The organism is Thalassovita sp. ABM4_323, from assembly GCF_056158665.1.
The window spans coordinates 830,113-849,112 of record NZ_JBSWTS010000007.1 but is presented as its reverse complement, the minus strand read 5'-3'; the positions used below and the strand labels follow the sequence as shown (position 1 = coordinate 849,112).

18 protein-coding genes are annotated in these 19,000 nt (G+C 59.1%); 6 read left to right on the top strand and 12 right to left on the bottom strand.

Features of this window, described 5'->3' with window-relative positions; all coding sequences use genetic code 11:
* Positions 1 to 35: 35 nt before the first annotated feature.
* Positions 36 to 218, bottom strand: a complete 183-nt coding sequence (locus tag ACXADQ_RS06470) for a hypothetical protein (RefSeq protein ID WP_475317108.1) — start codon at positions 216 to 218, stop codon at positions 36 to 38.
* A 141-nt stretch (positions 219 to 359) separates the two neighbouring features.
* Positions 360 to 962 carry a L,D-transpeptidase gene (locus ACXADQ_RS06465; protein WP_475317106.1) on the bottom strand — a complete coding sequence of 201 codons (603 nt, stop codon included), beginning with the start codon at positions 960 to 962 and terminating at the stop codon, positions 360 to 362.
* A gap of 190 nt (positions 963 to 1,152) precedes the next feature.
* Between ACXADQ_RS06465 and dalA the strand changes: the two genes are divergently transcribed.
* Positions 1,153 to 1,665, top strand: coding sequence for a divisome-associated lipoprotein DalA (gene dalA, locus ACXADQ_RS06460; protein ID WP_475317103.1), 513 nt, complete (start codon positions 1,153 to 1,155; stop codon positions 1,663 to 1,665).
* A gap of 3 nt (positions 1,666 to 1,668) precedes the next feature.
* Here the strand turns inward: dalA and ACXADQ_RS06455 are convergent, their stop codons facing one another.
* The 5 genes from ACXADQ_RS06455 to hslO form a co-directional block, all read right to left on the bottom strand.
* Positions 1,669 to 2,163 (bottom strand): L,D-transpeptidase family protein, encoded by a 495-nt coding sequence (locus ACXADQ_RS06455; protein WP_475326039.1) that lies wholly within the window; start codon positions 2,161 to 2,163, stop codon positions 1,669 to 1,671.
* Positions 2,164 to 2,232: 69 nt separating this feature from the next.
* On the bottom strand, positions 2,233 to 3,456 hold the full coding sequence (locus ACXADQ_RS06450; RefSeq protein ID WP_475317100.1) for a class I SAM-dependent RNA methyltransferase: 1,224 nt from the start codon (positions 3,454 to 3,456) through the stop codon (positions 2,233 to 2,235).
* Positions 3,457 to 3,501: 45 nt separating this feature from the next.
* Positions 3,502 to 4,653 carry a CCA tRNA nucleotidyltransferase gene (locus tag ACXADQ_RS06445; protein WP_475317096.1) on the bottom strand — a complete coding sequence of 384 codons (1,152 nt, stop codon included), beginning with the start codon at positions 4,651 to 4,653 and terminating at the stop codon, positions 3,502 to 3,504.
* Positions 4,654 to 5,247, bottom strand: coding sequence for a CoA pyrophosphatase (locus ACXADQ_RS06440; protein WP_475317089.1), 594 nt, complete (start codon positions 5,245 to 5,247; stop codon positions 4,654 to 4,656).
* A complete protein-coding gene (gene hslO / locus ACXADQ_RS06435; protein WP_475317083.1) occupies positions 5,240 to 6,232 on the bottom strand; it encodes an Hsp33 family molecular chaperone HslO in 993 nt (330 codons plus the stop codon). Before hslO ends, ACXADQ_RS06440 begins: the two co-directional genes overlap by 8 nt.
* An 84-nt stretch (positions 6,233 to 6,316) precedes the next feature.
* Here hslO and ACXADQ_RS06430 point away from each other — a divergent pair, with 84 nt between their 5' ends.
* The gene (locus ACXADQ_RS06430) at positions 6,317 to 6,763 is read left to right on the top strand and encodes an NUDIX hydrolase (protein WP_475317080.1); all 447 of its coding nucleotides are present in this window, start codon (positions 6,317 to 6,319) and stop codon (positions 6,761 to 6,763) included.
* Here ACXADQ_RS06430 and ACXADQ_RS06425 read toward each other — a convergent pair.
* On the bottom strand, positions 6,746 to 8,020 hold the full coding sequence (locus tag ACXADQ_RS06425) for a PP2C family protein-serine/threonine phosphatase (protein ID WP_475317078.1): 1,275 nt from the start codon (positions 8,018 to 8,020) through the stop codon (positions 6,746 to 6,748). The genes ACXADQ_RS06430 and ACXADQ_RS06425 overlap by 18 nt on opposite strands.
* 155 nt (positions 8,021 to 8,175) lie before the next feature.
* Here ACXADQ_RS06425 and ACXADQ_RS06420 point away from each other — a divergent pair, with 155 nt between their 5' ends.
* Positions 8,176 to 8,508: an Hpt domain-containing protein gene (locus ACXADQ_RS06420; RefSeq protein WP_475317072.1), complete on the top strand. Its 333-nt coding sequence runs from the start codon at positions 8,176 to 8,178 to the stop codon at positions 8,506 to 8,508.
* Here the strand turns inward: ACXADQ_RS06420 and ilvA are convergent.
* Positions 8,505 to 9,743 carry a threonine ammonia-lyase IlvA gene (gene ilvA, locus ACXADQ_RS06415; RefSeq protein ID WP_475317066.1) on the bottom strand — a complete coding sequence of 413 codons (1,239 nt, stop codon included), beginning with the start codon at positions 9,741 to 9,743 and terminating at the stop codon, positions 8,505 to 8,507. The genes ACXADQ_RS06420 and ilvA overlap by 4 nt on opposite strands.
* A 232-nt stretch (positions 9,744 to 9,975) precedes the next feature.
* On the opposite strand from ilvA, the gene ACXADQ_RS06410 reads away from it, so the two are divergent.
* A complete protein-coding gene (locus ACXADQ_RS06410; RefSeq protein WP_475317058.1) occupies positions 9,976 to 11,202 on the top strand; it encodes an argininosuccinate synthase in 1,227 nt (408 codons plus the stop codon).
* Positions 11,203 to 11,358: 156 nt separating this feature from the next.
* On the top strand, positions 11,359 to 12,024 hold the full coding sequence (gene msrA, locus ACXADQ_RS06405) for a peptide-methionine (S)-S-oxide reductase MsrA (protein ID WP_475317053.1): 666 nt from the start codon (positions 11,359 to 11,361) through the stop codon (positions 12,022 to 12,024).
* Here msrA and ACXADQ_RS06400 read toward each other — a convergent pair.
* Both ACXADQ_RS06400 and ACXADQ_RS06395 read right to left on the bottom strand, forming a co-directional pair.
* A complete protein-coding gene (locus ACXADQ_RS06400) occupies positions 12,021 to 12,896 on the bottom strand; it encodes a ribokinase (RefSeq protein ID WP_475317047.1) in 876 nt (291 codons plus the stop codon). The genes msrA and ACXADQ_RS06400 overlap by 4 nt on opposite strands.
* A gap of 16 nt (positions 12,897 to 12,912) precedes the next feature.
* Positions 12,913 to 15,168 (bottom strand): NADP-dependent malic enzyme, encoded by a 2,256-nt coding sequence (locus tag ACXADQ_RS06395; RefSeq protein WP_475317042.1) that lies wholly within the window; start codon positions 15,166 to 15,168, stop codon positions 12,913 to 12,915.
* A 153-nt stretch (positions 15,169 to 15,321) separates the two neighbouring features.
* Between ACXADQ_RS06395 and mutS the strand changes: the two genes are divergently transcribed.
* Positions 15,322 to 17,937: a DNA mismatch repair protein MutS gene (mutS, locus tag ACXADQ_RS06390; protein WP_475326038.1), complete on the top strand. Its 2,616-nt coding sequence runs from the start codon at positions 15,322 to 15,324 to the stop codon at positions 17,935 to 17,937.
* Here the strand turns inward: mutS and ACXADQ_RS06385 are convergent, their stop codons facing one another.
* Positions 17,938 to 18,981, bottom strand: a complete 1,044-nt coding sequence (locus ACXADQ_RS06385) for a TPM domain-containing protein (protein WP_475317037.1) — start codon at positions 18,979 to 18,981, stop codon at positions 17,938 to 17,940.
* Positions 18,982 to 19,000 lie beyond the last annotated feature (19 nt).

Sequence of the window (19,000 nt, the reverse complement as noted above, 5' to 3'; positions counted from 1 at the left end):
CCGCCTTTTTTGATTTTATGACCTAACTAATAGGATTAGTCGGCTGCGATAGCTGCAACAACTGCCAGGATGATCAGCGGAACCAGAACGCCACCGGTGGACGAGCTGGAAGCTTCTTCAACGATAACCGGAGCTTCGATGACAGGCTCTGCCATGTTGCCAGCGAAAGCGGTCGAAGCGGCGGCGGTCAGAGCAGCAGCGAGAACGAGTTTCTTCATAGTATCCTCCAGATATAAGCCCACCGCGCACAAATACACGGCAAGCACCCAAGACTTACCTCGTAGCTTTGTCTAACCAGCAAACTAAGGCAAATGCAATTAGAACTTGGACTTAGTTCCGTGGCGAGAGCCAAAATGTCGTCAAATTAGCAACACCTGCGTGCCCACTTTGGCCAATGCGAACAGTTCGGAAATATGTTCGTTGTATAGGCCAATACACCCATTGGATGAGCGACGCCCAATCTTGCGCGTGTCATGCGTGCCGTGAATCCGATAATAGGTCCAGCTGAGGTACAACGCGTGGGTTCCAAGCGGATTGTTGGGCCCCGGAGGCACATAATCAGGCCATTCGGGGTTGCGTTTCTTCATCGATGGGGTCGGGCGCCAGCTGGGGCCATCGACCTTGCGAGTCACCTTGGTTCGGCCGCGGCGCGTCAAATCGTCCGTCAGCGGCACGCTGGAGGGGTAGAGTTTATAGGTCCCACCATCAGCCGACCAGTAATGCAGCGCCCGCGAATCAATATCGACCAGGATCGCTCCGTTCTTCAGGTCCTCAAAATACGGCTGCCAGTCCAGCGATCGGAAACTGGAAATGTTGCGCCGTACGGCTTGGCTGATGTCGCGCTCGACCTCAACGGTTTCAGCGCGCTGGAAGGCCTCGGCGGCGGATTCATCTGTGCTTTGCGCCAATGCCGGGGTTCCCAAAAGGGCGGTACTACCGGCCAAGAACTCTCTGCGTTTCATGTATTCCACTCCTGTAGGTGTATCCAAACGACGGAACACAACCTCGATCCTTTTGATTTCCTGCATATTATGGCGCAGAAGCCTCAGTCGCAAATCAAACAGGCGTCATCTGGCCGGGTCACGCGGAAGTGGGTTTGAAAGGCAACGCTGTTGCCGTTAGACCGGGTAGGCAAGAAATTGGAAGGTTCTCATGCTGCGACTGTCGGGTTTGTTTCTTATCGCGTCCTTAGGGCTTGCGGCCTGTACCACCACGACCGAGCCCCAACTGGGCCCAGACGGCAAGCCCCTGCCCCGCCTGTATCGCATCACCGAACGCCAAAGCCCGCAGATCCAATTCCGTATGCTGGATTCGATCAATGCGCTGCGCAGTGCCTCGGGGGCTGTGGCGCTGGAAATGGACGCGCAGCTGAACGCCGCCGCTGCCACGCATTCGCGCGATATGTCGGTGCAGAACCGGCCGTGGCATTTCGGTTCTGACGGGTCCTCGCCGCTGGATCGCGTTGTGCGCGTCGGATATCTGGGCCAGTTCCTGGGAGAAAACATCTCGGAAACCTATGAAACCGAGCTGGAAACCCTGAGCGCCTGGATGGAACAAGAAGACACCCGCCGCGTGATCCTGAACCCGAACGCCACAAAAATGGGGTTCAGCTGGTTCCAAGAGGATAACGGCAAAATCTGGTGGACGCTGGTGACCGGCAACTAAGCCTTATTGATAGATCGAGATCGGCGTGCCGTTCTTGACCATCGCATAGACTTGCTCCATCTGCCGGTTTGTCACGGCAATGCAGCCAGCTGTCCAATCCTGCGGCGCATCCTTGTATTTCTTGGGCTTGCCGTGGATGAAAATCTCGCCGCCCGGGTCCTGGCCCAGCGCCGCCGCGCGCGCGACATCATTGGCGTTGGGGTAGGAAATCCCGATCGACAGGTGGAATTCGCTGTTGGGATTGCGCCGGTCGATGATGTAATGCCCCTCGGGCGTTTTGCCGTCACCTTCGACCCGTTTGTGGCCAAGTGGCTCGAACCCAAGACCCACATCATAGGATTTCAGCACCTTGTCGTGGTGCAACAGGTGCATGCGGCGATCTTCTTTGAAGACAACCACGCGTGTGACCTCGGGGCCATGATAGGTTTTAAACTTCGACGAACAGCCCGCCGCCGCGCTTAGGAAAAGTCCCAGAACCAGAAATTTGAGAACCTGCATCATGTCACTGCCCATTTTGCGGGTAGGGATAGCCGATCACGCGCGGCGTGAATAGCTTTGGTTCGCCCCTCACGCGGATGTGAGTGTGAAGCTGCCCACCAATTCAACATGGCTGGACCAGCGGAACTGATCCACGACCTGCACCCAATCCAACCCATAGCCCGCTTCAATCAGTGTTTTCGCATCCCGCGCAAAGGTCACCGGGTTGCAGGACACAAAGGCGATCACAGGAATTCCCGATTGAGCCAGTTCACGTGTCTGCGCCTCGGCCCCGGCGCGCGGCGGATCGATGACAGCGGCCCGGAACGGCGACAGCTCGTCCGGCAACAAGGGACGGCGGAACAGGTCTCGTGCCTGCGAGGTGACTCGTTTCAGACGCGTTGCCTCACGCCAACCCTTGTCCAGGGCCTCGATCATATCTGCAGAGCCTTCAACGGCATGAACCTCGGCGCTTCGGGCGGCAGGCAGGGCAAACGTGCCGCTGCCAGCAAACAAATCGACCACCGGATCACAGCCCTGGATGATTTCAGCCACCGCATCGCGCAGCGCCTGTTCTCCGTCTTTCGTCGCTTGCAGAAACGCCCCGGCAGGCGGCACCACCTGTACACCGTCGAAATCCTGAATTGGGGATTGCCGGGTGGCGACGACCTCGTCCTGCCACGCCAACCGGGCCAAATTGTGTTTCTCTGTCATCCCCGCCAACGCGATCCGCAACTGCCCGTCCAGCGGTTTACCCCCTGTGACCGCCAAATCCAGCCCGGATTCGGACAGAGTGGCCAGAACCGAAAGCTCGCCCTTGCGGCTGCCGCCGATGATGGCCAGATCCTCGGCCACGGCAAAGGCCTGCATCACCCCAGGATCCAACAACTGGCACCCCGGATTGGGAATGATCGTTCCCGAGGCGCGGGCGTGAAACCCCGCCGTTGCGCCTTTTTTCGTGCGTCTGGCGGAAATGCTGGCCCGGCGCCGGGTTTGCGGGCCCGAGGTCAGAATCGGGCGAAACGAGGTCTCGATCCCCTGCGCGTTCAGCGCGTGTCGCACCACATCGGTTTTCCAATCGGCGACAAACTGATCCTGCGCGTGCTGCAACTGACAGCCACCACAGGATTTAAAGTGCCGACACGGTGCAGCAACGCGCTGATCCGAGGGCTGGACGATGCGGATATCGGTCAGTTTCTGCCCGTCCAACTGGCCGGTCACGACCTCGCCGGGCAGGGTCAGGGGCGCAAAAACGGGGCCATCCGCTATGCCATCACCCTGATGGCCCAGGCGTTTGATCGAATATTCAGTCATAGCGTCTGATAGCGCGGGCGCGCCCGCACCAAAAGCCCATTTCCGCTAGCGCCGCGCCAGCAATTGCGCACGTGACAGCGCAAACCCGGATGCGATCCAGTCTGATTCGAGCTCTTTCAGCCGCTTGCCCAGCGCCGGACCCGTCAAATCCGGCATCAAATCACGCCCAGTCAGGGGAAATTGCGCGGCCTCGGCCTGTATCCAAGCAGCCTGATCCATAACGACGGGCGTTTCAAACATTGCAGCGCGCAACACGGCAAGGTCACGCGCTGTCTCGGCCCCGTGACGATAGGCGATCTCGGGCAGCGGGTGCATATCGCCAATCCCATCCCTTAGGATCTTCAGCGTTTTGATTTGCGCATTGGACAGGCGTAGCGCCGTGTCTGCTTGAACCTCGCCCAAAACGGCCAGGCGCCGCAACGAGAACGGGGCGATCCCGGCCTCTTGTTCCAGATGGACAAGAACGGCCAGTTTGTCAGCCTCGGCCCCCGGCAGAATACGCATCAACACGCCCGACGCCTGCATCGCGGCAACCGAAGGCGCGGGATCAGCGGCGGCCAACAACTTGAGCATTTCCGACGTGATCCGTTCAACCGAAAGCCCTGCCAGACCATCAGTATTCGACGCAACGGCGGCCAATCCATCCGCATCCAGGCCCTCGGACGGGTCGCCATACCAGGCATGGAAACGGAAGAACCGCAGGATTCGCAGGTAATCCTCGCGAATGCGTTGCGCGGGGTCCTCGATAAAGCGCACATGGCGGCGTTTCAGGTCCTCGATCCCATCCAGCGGGTCCAAAACCGAGCCATCCGCCCGGGCATACAGCGCATTCATCGTGAAATCTCGGCGCCGCGCGTCATCATGGATGTTATCGGAAAAGGCCACGACGGCACGGCGTCCATCGGTTTCGATATCCCGGCGAAACGTGGTGATTTCATGCGGAATTTGATCCGCGACAACGGTGACAGTGCCGTGCTCAATGCCGGTGGGAATGGCGTGAAACCCGGATTGCTCGGCCAGATCGATCACACGGTCAGGCGCGGCATCCGTGCAGATATCGATATCCGCGACCTCGGCCCCAATCAGCGCGTTGCGCACACATCCGCCCACGAAATAGGCCTTATGACCTGCCTGCTCTAGCATCGCGCAGACCTGTTGCGTCGCCGGGTTGGATATCCAGTCGCCCGTGACCTGCATTCAGCCCATCCGTTCGGCCAAAGCACGCAAAATCCGCGCGGTGGCCCCCCAGATGTAATATGGCCCCCACGGCACGGTGAAATAGTGCCGCATGGACCCGCGCCAGCGGCGTCCCTGGATCGAAAACCGCGCCACTGTCGCGACATGAGACAACGGCACCAGGAACACCTCGTCGACCTCGCCAGGTTCGGGCACGGGATCAAACGCGCCAGTGACGCGCGCCAACACTGGGGTCACGGCAAAGCCGGTGACGGTTTCATGGGCCGGCAAGGTGCCCAAAACTTCGACCACATCGGGGTTCAGGCCCACCTCTTCGCGGGCTTCGCGCAGGGCGGCGGCGATCACATCGGCATCGCCTTCGTCCTGTTTGCCACCCGGAAAGGCAATCTGACCCGGGTGATGTTTCAGATGCGAGGCCCGCTTGGTCAGGATCACGTGCGGCTCTTCTTTGTGCATGATCATGGCCACCAAAACCCCGGCCGAGCGCAGTTTTCGGCCCTCGGGCAGCGTGACCTCGGGATTCAGATCAAAATCTGAGGACGTATCGCCCGACGACCGAAGCGCGGCCAGAACGTGGGCCAGAGGATCAGCCATTCTGAGCCGCCGTTCCGTCGATGCCCAGTGTTTTTGGGTCCAGATCGTAGTGCGCCCCACAGAACTGGCAATCCGCGGTCAGACGGCCCTCGGGGGTGGTCATTTTTTCGATGTCCTTCTGCGAATAGATGGACATGGTCTGGCGCACGCGATCCTCGGAGCAGGTACAGCCAAATCGCACCGGCTGGGCATCAAACACGCGGGGTGCTTCTTCGTGAAACAGGCGGATCAGCAGGTCGGTGGGGGTCACGCTGGGCCCGATCAGCTCCAGCGCCTCGACCGAGCTGAGCAGCACATTCGCGCGGTTCCAGTTGTCGGCCTCGTCGCCATCCACCAGATCGCGGGCGTGCAACAGACCAGCATCCCCGGTCGCCTCTTGGCCTTTGGCAAAGGGCGAGGCTTTGGGCATGTGCTGCAACATCACGCCACCCGCACGCCAGTATTCACCGGTGCCGGGTTCCACCGATTTGCCGAAATTCAGCTCGAACCGGGTGGGGATTTGTTCAGATTGGGCGAAATACGCCTCGGCACAGGCCGACACGGACCCGCCCGCCAGAGGCGTCAGACCCTGATACGGCGCCATGCCTTTGCCCTGATCGATCATGATCGCAAAGTACCCCTTTCCCACCTGATCAAACGGTTTGCCATCGGTCAAACGGTCGGGATCATAGCTGGCATAGGCGCGAATGCGGGCCGGTTCGCCCTCTTCTGTCGGGCCGAAATAATCCGTTGCGATCATCCGCACGGGGCCATCTGATTGCACCTGCAACGACAGCTTCCAACGCAGTTTGATCGTCTGGCCGATCAGCGCGGTCAACAGCGTCATTTCCGCCACCAGCGCCTCGACCTGAGGCGGGTAATCGTGCTGCTCCAGCACTCCGTTCAAAACGCCGTCCAAACGGGCAACGCGGCCGCGAATGTCCGATTTATCCAGTTGGAACGGCAATACGGTGTCGTCCCAGGCAAGCTTATTTCCGATAGTCATGGGGTTTCCTTACAGGCTTGGCCTTGGCATACCGCGTCAATATAGGGGCCGCAAGACAAAGGCCAAGAGCAAGAGGTTCAGCCCATGATCAGACGTTTTGGCCTTCCACCCCAGCCGGGACAGAAATATATCCGCCGACCCGGAGCCTATGTTTTGTTGCCCGATGGTGATGATTTGCTGCTGACGCACCAGGCAGATCCCTGGCCCGAATTCCAGCTGCCCGGTGGCGGCATTGATCCAGGCGAATCGCCGGTGGGGGCGCTGTATCGCGAGGTGCTAGAGGAAACAGGCTGGACCATCGCAGCGCCCCGGCGCGTCGGGGCCTTTCGCCGATTCACCTTTATGCCGGAATACGAGATTTGGGCGGAAAAGATCTGCACCATTTATGTGGCCCGTCCCGTGCGCCAGATCGCCGAGCCCACCGAAGACGGTCACACCGCCCATTGGATGCCGATCGAGACCGCGGCCGATCTGCTGGGCAATTCCGGTGACCGCCATTTCGCCGCGCAACTGCTAAACGGGTGGATCTAAGCCGCCAAACTCCAGCAGGACGGCGGATATATCATCGGGGAAGTCGTCATTGCCCGCATAATCGGACAGTCGCCAGATCAAGGCCTCCATCAACGACGGGCCGCGAACTTGCTGGAGATCCACCAGCATTTCCATCAGCCCCGACTCGTCCAGCAGCGAATCGTCGGGGGCCGGGCATTCCGTCACGCCGTCTGACTGGATGAAAAATCGCTCGCCTGGTTGCAGAGTAAAGCTGGTTTCCTCGAATCCAACACCGTCCAGCAACCCGACCGGCATCCCGCCAGTGCCTACCATGGTGCAAGACCCATCCTGGTGCTGAATAATCGGATGCGGATGGCCGGCCTGAACCATCTTGACCTCGCCACTTTGCATATCGAAATCAGCCAAGAGCATGGTGAAGTAATGCTCGGTCTCCATTTCTTCCAGCACCATGGTGTTCAGGCGTTCAAGCACCTCGGACGGAGGGAGTGGAACATAGCTGCCATCCTCTTGTTTTTGCAGAGCTATATTTTGATCCGGAACCGCCGAGGAGAGATATCCGGCCAGCCGCGCCGTCATTAGCGCCGAACTGATTCCGTGGCCGGATACGTCGATTGCAAACAACCCCACACGCCGCTTGGAAATGGGATACATCCCCACCAGATCCCCACCAACATGACCGCTGGGACGCAACAGCAGGCTGACCTGTGCGGCGCCGAAATCCTTAAAACGGTCCCGCACCAGGGATTGCTGCAATTTCTTGGCTTCGATCAGATCGCTGTCCAGCGCATCATACAGCGATTGTAGTTTGGCCAGCGTCTTCCCGATCAACGAGTTCTTTTCGGTCAGCTCCCGCTCCATTCGCAGGATACGTTCCCCGGCGCTGATGCGCGCGCGCAATTCGGTGGCGTTGACTGGTTTGGTCAGAAAATCATCCGCACCACAATCCAACCCTTTGGCCACGGCCTCTTTTTCTGTTTTCGAGGTGAGCAGGATAAAATACCCATAGCTGTCGCGCGGCATTTTTCGGAACGTCTGACAGAATTCCAACCCGTCCATTCCGGGCATCATCCAATCGCTCAGCACCAGATCCGGCGGCGTGACCTCGCACAGTTCCAGCGCTTCCTCGGCGCTGCCAGCCTCGTGGACATTATATCCCCAGCGCGCCAGAGAGGCGACCAGGATTCGCCGTTGCAGCCGGCTGTCATCGACAACCAGGACATCACGAATGACGGACCCTGTGTCTGGCTGGCTGCTGTTTTCTTTCAGGTCCCTCACCCTGATCTCCGGCGAATAATTCCGATAGTGTTTCGCTGATACAGCATCGAGGTTTAACGACAGGTGAAGCGCCATAATTTCGACCGACCGCTCGATCTAAGAAGTTCTTAAGAAATAAAGCGCACACTGACCGGGCACAGTCAGGAGCATTCAACATGATCGATTGGGACCGGGTCGTGGAACTACGTGAGCAGGTAGGCGCGGAAGATTTTGAAGAGGTCGTTGATCTGTTTCTAGAGGAGGTCATGGAAGTGATCGAAACCCTGCGCACCAACCCTCAGGAAAGCGCGCTGGAAAGCGATTTGCACTTTTTGAAAGGAAGCGCGCTGAACCTCGGTTTCGCAGATTTTTCTGAAAAATGTCATGTCGGAGAGCGACAGGCCGCTATGGGCAATGCCGACCAGGTCGATCTGACCGCAATAATCAGTAGCTTTGATGCCTCGCGTCACCTGTTCAGCGAGGAGCTGCCCGCTCGTTTCGCCGCCTAAATCAGGAACTCAGCAAGCGTTTGATCGTTGGTAATATCGCGATAGATGAACCCCTCCTGGTCCAGCTGGGCGAAAAGCGTATGGAAATTGCTGGCATGAGTGGTTTCGATCCCGATCAGGACCGACCCAAAGTTCCGCGCTGATTTCTTGAGATACTCGAACCGGGCAATGTCGTCATCGGGGCCGAGAATCGCCAGAAAATCCTTCAACGCACCGGGACGTTGTGGAAGACGCAGGATGAAGTATTTCTTTACGCCCGAGTACCGCTGTGCGCGCTCTTTCACCTCGGGCAAACGTTCGAAATCGAAATTCCCGCCCGAGGTGACGCACACCACCGTCTTGCCACGAATTTGATCAGCCACATCCACCAAAGCATCCACCGCCAACGCGCCCGCCGGTTCCAGAACGACTCCCTCGACGTTCAGCATCTCCAAGATCGTGGTACAGATCCTGTCTTCGGGCGCCAGAATCACACTCTCTGGGGTCACGTCCTTGAGCAAAGCAAAGGTGCGCTGCCCAATACAGGCAACCGCCGCGCCATCGACGAACGAATCGACCTTGTCCAAGGTGACCGGCATGCCCGCTTGCAACGCGGCCAGAAAACTGCCCCCTCCCAGAGGCTCGACAAAACTGTACTTTGGTTTTGAACCCAGGAAACGCCGCACGCCCGCAGACAGCCCTCCTCCGCCGACGGGCAATAACACGTGATCAGGGACCTGCCCAAGCTGCGCCAGGATTTCGGCGGCGACAGTCGCCTGACCTTCGATCACGTCATCATCATCAAAAGGCGCCAGGAAATGCGCGCCCTGGTCCCGACAGTAGGCCTGAGCTGCCGACAGCGTGTCGTCAAAATAGTCCCCGATCAGCTGAATTTCGATGTTCTTGCCGCCAAAAATGCGGGTCTTTGCGATCTTTTGCTGAGGCGTCGTGACGGGCATAAAAATTACGCCTTTCACGCCGTATTGCTTGCACATATAGGCAACGCCCTGCGCGTGATTACCGGCGCTGGCACAAACGAACAAACCCTGCTCCGGGTCGCTGGCCCGCACCTTGCGCATCGCGTTCAGCGCGCCGCGGATCTTATAGGACCGCACGGGTGAGAGATCCTCGCGCTTGAGCCAGATGTCCGCGCTGTAACGTTCAGACAAATGGGCATTGCGTTGCAGCGGAGTGGCAGGAAAAACCTGACGCATAGCGTGCTCGGCGGCTTGGACTCGGGTCAAAAAATCGCTCATGCGTTTTCAGTGAAACAGCATGAGGACAAAGGCAAGGGGCAGCGCGAAAATAGACCGTGGTACACAATTCAACCGATGCCCATTCTGAGTATTTGAAGAGCAAAGAAGAGCCGGGCAAGTTTCGCAACCGGGCCGGGAGGCGAGGTTTACGGTGGGCGGAATGTGGCTCTGTCTTGCCCTTGGCCCCAAAACCCGATAAGCGCCCAAGAGTTAGCGAAATAAGGGGAAAACGATGTCCGCGCCCAAGAAAGTCGTCCTGGCCTATTCCGGTGGCCTCGACACCTCGATCATCCTGAAATGGCTGCAAACCGAATATGGCTGCGAGGTGGTGACCTTTACCGCCGATCTGGGCCAAGGCGAAGAGCTGGAGCCAGCCCGCAAAAAGGCCGAGTTGCTGGGGATCAAGCCCGAGAACATCTATATCGAAGACATCCGCGAAGAGTTCGTCAAAGACTTCGTTTTCCCGATGTTCCGTGCCAATGCCGTTTACGAGGGTCTGTACCTGCTGGGCACCTCGATCGCGCGCCCGCTGATCTCGCAGCGTTTGGTTGAGATCGCCGCCGAAACCGGCGCCGATGCCGTGGCCCACGGCGCGACCGGCAAAGGCAACGACCAGGTTCGATTCGAACTGGCCTGCTATGCGCTGAACCCCGATATCAAGGTGATCGCCCCCTGGCGCGAATGGGACTTGACCTCGCGCACGAAACTGATTGATTTCGCCGAGAAAAACCAGATTCCGATTGCCAAGGACAAACGTGGCGAGGCCCCGTTCAGCGTGGACGCGAACCTGCTGCACACCTCCTCGGAAGGCAAGGTTCTGGAAGATCCCGCCGACATGGCGCCCGAATACGTGTACCAGCGGACCAACGATCCTGTCACCGCCCCGGACGAGCCCGAGTTCATCGAGATCACCTTTGAAAAGGGTGACGCGGTTGCGATCAACGGCGAGGCCATGTCGCCCGCCACCATCCTGACCAAGCTGAACGAATACGGCAAAATCCACGGCATCGGCCGTCTGGATTTCGTTGAGAACCGTTTCGTTGGCATGAAGTCGCGCGGCATCTACGAAACCCCGGGCGGCACCATCCTGCTGGAGGCCCACCGCGGCATCGAACAGATCACCCTGGACAGCGGTGCAGGTCATCTGAAGGATTCGATCATGCCCCGCTATGCCGAGCTGATCTATAACGGTTTCTGGTTCTCGCCCGAACGCGAAATGCTGCAAGCCCTGATCGACAAGTCTCAGGAACACGTCACCGGCACCGTCCGTCTACGCCTGTTCAAAGGGGCCGCCTTTACCGTGGCGCGCTGGTCGGATCATTCGCTGTACTCCGAGGCGCACGTGACCTTTGAAGAAGATGCCGGTGCCTATGATCAGACCGATGCGGCAGGTTTCATCCAGCTGAACGCCCTGCGCCTGAAGCTGCTGGCCGCGCGGGATCGTCGCCTCAAGGGCTGATCTGCCCAAGTCAGAACAATGCAAAACGCCCTCTGGTTTCAGGGGGCGTTTTTCGTTGGCGACTTCACACCCCCTCACCCTTGCGTGACATTCCATTGCAGGGGATTGGCGTCGGCCTTGGTCGCGGGTCATGATGGCCGCAGAAGGGGAAAGCTCATGACAGCAACATTCGACACAATCAAACCCATCTTGCTTGGCCTGGCCATCGTGTTTGGCGTGATGCTGGAATGCGACCGCGCGCAGGCGGGACAGACAGAAACGCTGACCGTGGCCGGAGGCTGTTTCTGGTGCGTCGAAAGCGATTTTGAATCCGTCAAAGGCGTGAAGGAAGTGGTTTCGGGCTATACCGGCGGGCAGCTGAAAAACCCCAGCTACAAACAGGTGGTGCGCGGGGGCACCGGCCATTACGAGGCCGTTCAGATCCAGTTCGACCCCTCGGTCGTGACCCGCGCACAGCTGTTGCAGATGTTCTTTCGCTCCGTAGACCCAACGGACGCCGGTGGGCAGTTTTGTGATCGTGGCGACAGCTATCGCACCGCTATTTTCGTCTCTAATTCAGCGGAAAAGGGCCTGGCACAGCAAGCCAAGGCCGAGGCAAGCCAGGCACTGGGACAGAAAATTGTGACCCCCATTCTGGACGAAGGCACGTTCTACAAGGCCGAGGCCTATCATCAGGATTACTATAAGGGTGAAAAGATCGTGTTGACCCGATTTGGCCCGATCAAGCAGTCCAAAGCCTATAAGCGGTATCGTCAGTCGTGTGGCCGGGATGCGCGTGTGCGTCAGCTTTGGGGTGCCAAAGCACCGTTCACCGGTGGTTAACCAAAACTCTGGACCTCGCGCAGGTCGGGGATGACGTCGGCGGTGCCTTTGCGCGTGACCATCAAGGCGGCTGCCCGGGTCGCTAACTCGATGGCCTGCGCTGGGGGCATTCCCCGGTCCAACCCCGCCAGAAAATAGCCGGTGAACGTGTCCCCTGCCCCCGTCGTATCGACCGCAGAAACCGGAAGCGCCGCATAGGTTTGCGGATCATAGCCCTGGGATTTTTCAAACAGAACGCAGCCCTCGGCCCCTCGGGTCACCAACACTGCCGGCACACCCATATCCGGACCCGGAACCAAACCGGTCGCGGCGTGCAGCTGCTCCATCTCGACCGCGTTCAAAACCAACATGTCCAGCATCGGCAAAAGCGCCGTGATAGCAGCCACTGAAAACGGCGCGGCGGCATACACGATCCTGAGCCCCAGTTTCGAGCCTATATCAGCCGCAAAGCGCTGTTTATTGGTCTCGTTCTGCATCAACAGGAAATCACCGGGTTCGGCCTCGGCCAGGGCCAGCCCCACGGCGGATTCGGGAATATCGCGATTTGCCCCAGGGTAGATGACAATGGCGTTCTCGCCACCGTCATCGACATTGATGATGGCATGGCCTGTGGGATGCGGCACCTCGCGGATCCAGCGCGTATCCACACCGTATTCCATCAGACGCTCGACCGCCCAGCGCCCGTCCTTGCCAACCGCGCCGATATGCGCGGCCCGAGCACCGGCGCGCGCAATTGCGACAGACATGTTCGCGCCCTTCCCGCCCAGCCCGCGACTAAGCGCAGATGCCGCAATGGTTTCACCGGGCCCCGGCAAATGCGGCACCCGATAGACATAGTCAGCATTGATGGAGCCAAGATTCCAGACGGTCATTCGGGCTCCTTTGTGATTATCCCACCTTACACGCGGCCAGAATGGCCATGTTCAGGATGTCATTTGCCGTGGCGTTCGTCGAGCAAATCTGGATCGATTGATCAACACCCGACAGGATCGGGCCAATCACCGTGGCGTCTGCCATTTCCTGCATCAGCTTCACGCTGATCGAGGCCGAGTGACGGGCAGGCACAACAAGGATATTCGCCGGTCCGGTCAGGCGTTGGAAGGGATAGGCCTCGGCGGCTTTGGCATTCAGTGCCACGTCGACGGTCATTTCACCTTCGTATTCGAAATCGACACCGCGACGCTCCAGCACTTTGGGGGCCACATGCATTTTCGAGGCCCGCTCTGAAATCGGGTACCCGAAGGTCGAGAAGCTGACAAATGCCACACGCGGGTCCATCCCCAGGTGACGCGCCACCCCGGCGGAACGTTCGGCAATATTGGCCAGATCTTCTTCGTCCGGCCATTCATGCACCAAGGTATCCGAGATCAGCACGATCCGGCCCTTGTGAATGATCGCGGTGACTCCGACTGCGCCGTGTTCTGCATCAGCATCGAAAACGTGGTTGATCAGTTCCAGAACATGCGCCGATTTACGCGTGGCGCCGGTGACAAGGCCGTCACCATGTCCGTGCGCCAGCATCAGCGCGCTGAATACGTGGCGATCCCGCGCGGCCAGGCGATGAATGTCGTGACGGTCATAGCCTTTGCGTTGCAGGCGTTCGTACAGGAAGTCCTTGTAGTTGGGCAAATGGCGGGTGTTGGCGGCGTTCACCACCTCCAGCTCGCGGACGGCGTCGCCCATACCGGCGGCTTCCAGTTTCTCTTTCACGTCGGCCTCGCGACCAACAACCAAAGCCTTCCCCAGGCCGGAGCGTTGATATTGCACGGCGGCACGCAACACCCGAGGATCGTCGCCCTCGGCAAAGATCATGCGAGCCTGCGCGTTCCGGGCACGGGCGTTGATGCCACGCAGAATGCTGGCGGTCGGATCCATCCGGGTTTTCAGCGAAACCTCATAGGCGTCCATGTCGATGATCGGACGGCGCGCGGCCCCTGTTTCCATCCCGGCCTTCGCAACGGCGGGCGGGATCGTATAGATCAGGCGCGGATCAAACGGCGTGGGGATGATGTAGTCCCGGCCAAAGGTCAGCGCCTTGCCATAGGCCATCGCAACCTCGTCGGGCACGTCCTCGCGGGCCAGTTCGGCCAGGGCCTCGGCACAGGCGATCTTCATCTCGTCGTTGATTGCACGGGCGTGAATGTCCAGGGCACCCCGGAACAGGTAAGGGAAGCCCAGAACGTTGTTCACCTGGTTGGGATAGTCCGAACGACCGGTCGCAACGATCGCATCGGGACGCACGGCGTGGGCCTCTTCGGGGGTGATTTCCGGATCGGGGTTCGCCATAGCGAAGATCACCGGATTATCGTTCATGGATTCGACCATCTCGGGCGTCACAGCACCCTTGACCGACACACCCAGGAACACGTCTGCGCCTTTCATGGCTTCTTCTAGCGTGCGCAGATCGGTGTTGGCGGCATGGGCCGATTTCCACTGGTTCATGCCCTCGGTCCGACCCTGATAGATCACGCCTTTGGTGTCGCACATGATGCAGTTGTCATGCTGGGCGCCCATGGCCTTGATCAGTTCCAGACAGGCAATCCCTGCGGCGCCGGCACCGTTCAGAACAATGCGGCAATCCTCGATTTTCTTGCCCGAGATATGCAGCGCGTTGATCAGACCCGCCGCGCAGATCACCGCCGTGCCGTGCTGGTCATCGTGGAAGACCGGGATATCCATCTCTTCCTTCAGCTTTTGCTCGATGATGAAACATTCGGGCGCCTTGATGTCCTCAAGGTTGATGCCGCCAAAGGTGGGGCCCATCAGCTTCACAGCCTTGATGATCTCGTCCGGGTCTTCGGTATCCAGCTCGATATCGATGGAGTTCACGTCGGCGAAACGTTTGAACAGGACGGATTTACCCTCCATCACCGGCTTCGAGGCCAGTGCGCCCAAATTGCCCAGGCCCAGAACCGCAGTACCGTTCGACACCACGGCCACAAGGTTGCCCTTGTTCGTATAGTCATAGGCCGTTTCGGGCACCTCGGCGATTGCTTCACATGGAACAGCCACACCCGGCGAATAGGCCAGCGAAAGGTCGCGCTGCGTGGTCATCGGAACGCTGGGCGAGATGTCGAATTTACCGGGGCGCGGTTCCAGGTGGAAGGCCAGCGCCTCTTCAGGGGTGATGCGGTTTTTGGTCATGATTCATGGGGCCCGTGAATGAGTAAGCCCAAGCGTCTTACAGTGCTAAGCGCCTTGGCTCAACACAAAGACGTTTTCGCCTTTCGCCCCTGCGCGCGGATTTGTAATGTTCCGCGAAACGAATGGGGGACCGACGTGAGCACAGTCACGCCGATGATGGCGCAATATCTGGAGATCAAAGAGGGCTATCCCGACGCCCTGCTGTTCTATCGGATGGGCGATTTTTACGAGATGTTCTTTGACGATGCTGTTGCCGCGTCCGAAGCGCTGGACATCGCGCTAACGAAACGCGGCAAGCATCTGGGCGAGGATATCCCCATGTGCGGCGTCCCGGTTCATGCCGCCGAAAGCTATCTTCTGACGCTGATCCGCAAAGGGTTCCGCGTGGCCGTTGGCGAACAGATGGAAAGCCCGGCAGAGGCCAAGAAGCGCGGGTCAAAATCCGTGGTGAAACGCGACGTGGTGCGGTTGGTCACCCCCGGCACACTGACCGAGGAATCCCTGCTCGAGGCGCGCCGCCACAACTTCCTTTGCGCCTACGCGTCGGTGCGTGATCAATCAGCGCTGGCCTGGGTCGATATCTCGACCGGCGAGTTTCACGTGCAACCGCTGGCGCCCGTACGTCTGGGCCCAGAGCTCGCCCGCCTCATGCCTGCCGAAGTCATTGTATCCGAAGCAGATGAAGCGAATTTAGCCGAAATAGTCTCTGAATCCGGCGCTGCAATCACGGGTCTGGGCCGTGCCAGTTTTGACAGTACATCGTCCGAAAAACGTCTATGCGCGCTGTTTGATGTTGGGTCTTTGGACGCGTTCGGACAGTTTGATCGGGCCGAGGTTTCGGCCATGGGTGCCATCGTCGAGTACCTGGAGATCACGCAAAAAGGCAAACTGCCCCTGCTGCGCCGTCCAGTGCGCGAGGCCGAAGCTCGGGTCGTTCAAATCGACGCCGCGACCCGCCGAAATCTGGAACTGACTCACGCCCTGAACGGCGGGCGCGCCGGGTCTTTGCTGGCCGCGATTGATCGGACGGTAACCGCGGGCGGCGCGCGCCTGTTGGAGCGTCGGCTTTCCAGTCCTTCGCGTGTGTTGGATGTGATCCACGCGCGATTGGACGCGATCGACTTTGCCACAAAAAACCACCAAGCCACCCAGACCCTGCGCGATGCGCTTCGAAAAGTGCCTGACTTGGATCGCGCGCTGTCTCGGCTGGGGTTGGATCGAGGCGGACCCCGCGACCTGGCCGCAATTCGGAACGGGCTGTCCCAGGCATTGCAAATTTCGGACGACTTGCGATCGTCCGATCTGCCTGACTTGCTACGCACCGCAGCTCGGAATTTGACTGGTCACGACGACCTGTTGGACTTGCTGGATCAGGCGCTTGTGGCTGAACCTCCGCTGTTGGCCCGCGACGGTGGGTTTATCGCGCCCGGTTATGATCAAGAGCTGGACGAAACCCGGACCCTGCGTGACGAGGGTCGCAGTGTGATCGCCTCGATGCAGCGCGAGTATTCTGAGCTGACGGGCATCCAGTCATTGAAGATCAAGCACAACAATGTGTTGGGCTATTTCGTCGAAGTCACCGCGACCCACGCCGAAAAAATGCTGTCCGAACCCCTGTCGGATACGTTCAAACACCGGCAGACCACGGCCAACCAAGTGCGCTTTACAACGGTGCCATTGTCCGAGACTGAAACCAAGATTTTGAACGCGGGCGGACGGGCGCTTGAGATCGAAAAGAGGCTCTATTCCAGCCTAAGAAGCGCAATTCTGGATCAAGCTGGCCAGATCAATGCTGTTGCGCGGGCGCTCGCAGAAATGGACTTGGCCACAGCCCTGGCCGATCTGGCGAATGGCGAAAACTGGGTCCGGCCTGTTGTTGATAATTCGAAAGAACTGAAAATCACGGGCGGGCGCCATCCTGTCGTGGAACAGGCCCTGCGCAAACAGGGTCAAAGCCCGTTCATCGCGAATGACTGTACACTGTCGGCCAATGATGGTGCCGCGATCTGGTTGCTGACAGGCCCGAACATGGCCGGTAAATCGACCTTTTTGCGCCAGAACGCATTGATCGCTTTGCTGGCGCAAATGGGCAGTTTTGTCCCTGCAACGCAGGCTCATATCGGTGTTGTCAGTCAGCTGTTCAGCCGCGTCGGGGCCTCGGACGATCTGGCGCGTGGTCGCTCGACCTTTATGGTCGAGATGGTCGAAACCGCCGCGATTTTGAACCAAGCCGATGATCGGGCGCTGGTGATCCTGGATGAAATTGGCCGCGGCACCGCCACCTATGACGGCCTGTCGATTGCTTGGGCCACACTGGAACATCTGCACGACGTAAATAAATCCCGCGCGCTGTTCGCCACGCATTATCACGAGCTGACCTCTCTGGCCGGCAAAATGCCTGGGGTCGAAAACGCCACCGTGGCCGTCAAGGAATATGAAGGCGATGTGATTTTCCTGCACGAGGTACGCAAAGGGGCGGCGGATCGGTCGTATGGTGTGCAGGTCGCCAAGCTGGCCGGGTTGCCAGACAAGGTGGTCGCCCGTGCCCGTGTGGTTCTGGATGCGTTGGAAAAGGGCGAGCGCGAGGGTGGCAAGTCCAAGGCAACTATCGATGATTTGCCGCTGTTTTCGGCTGCTCCGCCGCCGCCTCCGGTGCAGGTGCTGGACTCGGAGGTTGAAAATCGTCTGGACGAGGTCCACCCTGACACGCTGACCCCGCGCGAGGCATTGGATCTGATTTACGAGCTGAAGGCCCTGAAAGACGGCTGATCACCAGCTGCCACTGGCCCCGCCGCCGCTGGAAGACCCGCCCCCGAACGAGCCGCCGCCGGAACTGCTGCTTTCGCTTTTCATCGGGATAGTGAAAACGGCCGAGCTTTCCTCCCCGCAGTGCTGGCAATTCAGCACCACCCGCTTGCGTCCTGTCGAGGTAGTGGTTGCGCTTTGCAGGATGATCGTCGTGCTTTGGACGGTGCGATGCCCGCAGGCGCGACAAACCTGGTAGCGGCTAAACCAGGCCTTGTAGTTCTCGACCGTCACATGATCGCAATCGGGACAATGCCAGATGTCATAGTCGACGCTGCCCAGCTGTTCTTCGGCGATCTGCCCCTCGGATAGATGCGCGTCGTCGGCCTCTTCATTCAGCAACTCCAACCGGGCGCCATCTTTGGGACAATACCTTGGCCGATACCGACGCATCCTGCGAAACAGCATCCCCGCAGCACCAAAAACAGGCACTAATAAGGCATAAATCCAGTTTCCTAGCCAATCGAGACCTCGGCGCGCTGACCCGATGGCGCGCTCGGTTGTGGTCGCATTGAACTCACCTGGCCAGCTGCCGCTGACCTCGTGGATTACATGATCGACGCCATAGTCGATGCCGGTGATATAGTCATCGCGCTTGAACCGGGGCAGGATCACGTCGTCGATCACCTCTTTCATCGGTCCGTTCATCCGGGTTCCATAGCCCGAGCCAACCTCGATCCGCATATGCCGGTCCTGAACAGCGATCAGCATCATCACGCCATCGTTCCGCTGCGCATTGCCGACGCCCCAGTAATTGAACAATCCGGTCGCAAAGGGCTCGATAGGCCCGTCATGACCGTAATCCGTCATTGAATTGATCGTGACCACGGTGAATTCGATCTCGGTTTCGCGCTTCAGCTCTTTCAGGTCATCGCGAATGGCATCCTCATCCGCCTCGGGCAGGATATCGGCGAAATCGTTGACGTAGATTTCGGAATAGTCCGGATAGGTCTGGGCCTCCGCGATTGGCGCACACAGCAAAGTCAGCAGAAAAAGGACAATACGCAAAAGAAAAGCTCCTGTCAGA